Source organism: Campylobacter sp. RM9331 (assembly GCF_020137685.1).
In the GTDB taxonomy this organism is placed as follows: domain Bacteria; phylum Campylobacterota; class Campylobacteria; order Campylobacterales; family Campylobacteraceae; genus Campylobacter_E.
On the sequence record NZ_JACGBA010000039.1, the window covers coordinates 1 to 2798 of the forward strand.

A 2798-nucleotide genomic window follows, 5' to 3' on the forward strand; every position below is an offset into this window, starting at 1 on the left:
CTTAAAGATATATTAGAATCTGTCAAAACAGATTCTAAAATTTATTTTAAACTAGCTAAAATTTGCATAGCTTCTACATTATCTCCTTGTTTTACAAATATTTTATCTATTATTCCATCACTCGTTGCTTCAATTGAAACTTCCATTTTCATAGCTTCAAGAATAAATAATTCTTGTCCTGCTTTTACTTTATCTCCTGCTTTTACAAGCACTTTAAACACATTTCCTGACATTGAGGCTAAAATGCTTTTATCATTAGCTATTGATTGTGAAATTTCTTGTTTTTCAATAATTTTTGAAGTATTTTCTTTTTCTTTTACTTTTACTTCGTAGCTATTGCCATTTACTAAAATTTTGTCTTTTTCAATTTCTACATCATAGGTTTTATCATTGACTTGCACTGAATAAAGATTGTTAGAATTTGATTTAGTATTTTGAGAAATTTTTCTAACATTGACTTTTGCTTCACCTTTTAAAAATGCTAATCCTTTTTCTTTACAAGCTGCAACTATGAATAGATTTTCATCAGTTACTAAAATACCTTCTTTTTTAAGTATTTTTTCAATGTATTTAAGTGATTTGGTTTCATCAAGGTCGGCTAAATCTATTGCTTTTTCTTTTGTTGGTTTTAGATTTAATTGCTCACTTGCAAGTTTTACTATTTTTGGATCTGGTGCTACAGGGGTTTTTCCAAAATAGCCTAAAACCATTTTGCCATAGCCTTCTGCAATTTTTTTCCATTCGCCAAACATTACATTATTAAATGCTTGTTGGAAATAAAATTGACTAACAGGAGTTACGCTAGTTCCAAAGCCACCTTTTTTTACCACTTCGCTCATCGCTTTTATAGTATCAGGGAATTTATCTAATACATTATTATCTCTCATCATTTGAGTATTCGCTGTTAATGCTCCACCTGGCATAGGTGAAATCGGTATTAATGGACTAACTTGTATAGCTTCAGGTGGCATAAAATAATCTTTCATACAATCTTTAAATACTTCTTCATATTTTAAGATTTTTTCAACTTCAAGCCCACCTAAATCATAATTTTTACCTTTTACAGCGTGTAACATTGTAAGAATATCAGGCTGACTTGTTCCACCACTAACAGGAGCTGCTGCAAGGTCAATTCCATCAACACCAGCTTCAAGTGCTGCTAAATAACAAGCTACACTAACACCTGCACTTTCGTGAGTATGAAGTTTAATATGAGTATTTGCAGGTAGAAGTTTTCTAGCCATTTTTATTGTTTCATATACTTTTTGTGGATTACTTGTCCCTGATGCGTCTTTAAAACAAATGCTATGAAATGGGATATTAGCTTTTAAAATTTCTTTTAGGGTTTTTTCATAAAACTTAGTATCGTGAGCGCCTTTGCAACCTATTGGTAAATCCATCATAGTTATTACAATTTCGTGTTTTAAACCATAATGCACTATTCTTTCGCCACTATATTTTAAATTCTCAACATCATTTAAAGCGTCAAAATTTCTAATCGTAGTAGTTCCGTGTTTTGCGAATAATTTTGCGTGTAAATCTATTATTTCACGACTACCAGTATCAAGTGTAACGGTATTTACTCCACGAGCAAGGGTTTGAAGATTAATACCATCTCCTACAATTTCACGGAATTTATCCATCATAGTAAATGCATCTTCGTTTGTATAAAAATAAAGGCTTTGAAATCTTGCCCCTCCACCAAATTCAAAATGCCTTATCCCAGCTTCTTTTGCAGCTTGTAATGCTGGGAAAAAATCATTCATTAAAACTCTAGCTCCATAAACTGATTGAAAGCCATCACGAAAACTTGTATCCATAATATCTATATATTTTTTAGCCATTTTTCTCTCCTTTAATTTAATTTATCTTTTAATGCCACACAAATTGAAGCGATTATTTCATCTTTATCTTTTTTATTTTTATCATCAATATTGCTTAGAATTTTTTCTAAATTTGTTTTTATATAACTCGTATCAAAAATACCTTTTCTAAATTCTTTACTTTTTGCAATAGTTTTTAAAAATGAAATTGTTGTTTTTACGCCTTCTATTGTAAATTCTTCTAAAGCTCTTTCTAATTTATTTACCGCTAAATCATAACTAGACGCTTTTACAACTAATTTTGCGACTAAAGAGTCATAAAATGGCGGGATTTTATAACCTTTATAAAGATGGCTATCAACCCTAACTGAAGGTCCTAAAGCAGGATAATATTCTGTAACCATTCCTGGTGTTGGTATGAAATTCTTATTAGCATCTTCTGCAGTAATTCTAGCTTCAATAGCAAAACCATTTGATTTAATATCACTTTGTTCTAATTCTTGAATTTGTCCTGCTGCATATCTTAATTGCCTTACTATTAAATCAACCCCTGTTATCTCTTCTGTAACGCCGTGTTCAACTTGTATTCTAGTATTCATCTCCATAAAATAAAATCTATTGTAATCATCTAACAAAAACTCAACCGTTCCTGCATTAGTATATCCAGCCGCTTTTGCAGCTGCTACTGCAGTAGCTCCCATACTTTTTCTTAAATGCTCGCTTATTGATGGACAAGGTGCGATTTCTATTATTTTTTGATGGCGTCTTTGAATAGAACAATCTCTTTCGCATAAATGAATTATATTGCCATAATTATCGCCTAATATTTGAAATTCTATGTGGCGTGGATTTTCTATGAGTTTTTCCATAAAGACATCATCATTATTAAAATATGCTTTAGCTTCTCTTTTGCAAGTATTAAATGCAGGTATTAATTCATCTTCATTCCAGACTTCTTTAATCCCACGACCACCG

Annotated in this window: 2 protein-coding genes and 1 pseudogene; all 3 read right to left on the reverse strand. The window is 31.1% G+C overall.

Translation table 11 applies throughout. The annotated features are described in order from the left end of the window. Positions 1–41: 41 nt before the first annotated feature. The gene (locus AVBRAN9331_RS09930) at positions 42–233 is read right to left on the reverse strand and encodes a biotin/lipoyl-containing protein (RefSeq protein WP_442862304.1); all 192 of its coding nucleotides are present in this window, start codon (positions 231–233) and stop codon (positions 42–44) included. A gap of 128 nt (positions 234–361) precedes the next feature. Continuing rightward, a pseudogene (locus tag AVBRAN9331_RS09580) lies at positions 362–1844 on the reverse strand (biotin attachment protein); the annotation flags it as partial. Between the two features lie 11 nt (positions 1845–1855). Beyond that, a partial coding sequence (locus tag AVBRAN9331_RS09585) for an ATP-binding protein (RefSeq protein WP_442862303.1) occupies positions 1856–2798 on the reverse strand: 943 nt, incomplete at its 5' end.

Coding starts and splice junctions, on each gene's coding strand:
- AVBRAN9331_RS09930 (WP_442862304.1), bottom strand. CDS start 233: ATGTCAGGAAATGTGTTTAAAGTGCTTGTAAAAGCAGGAGATAAAGTA.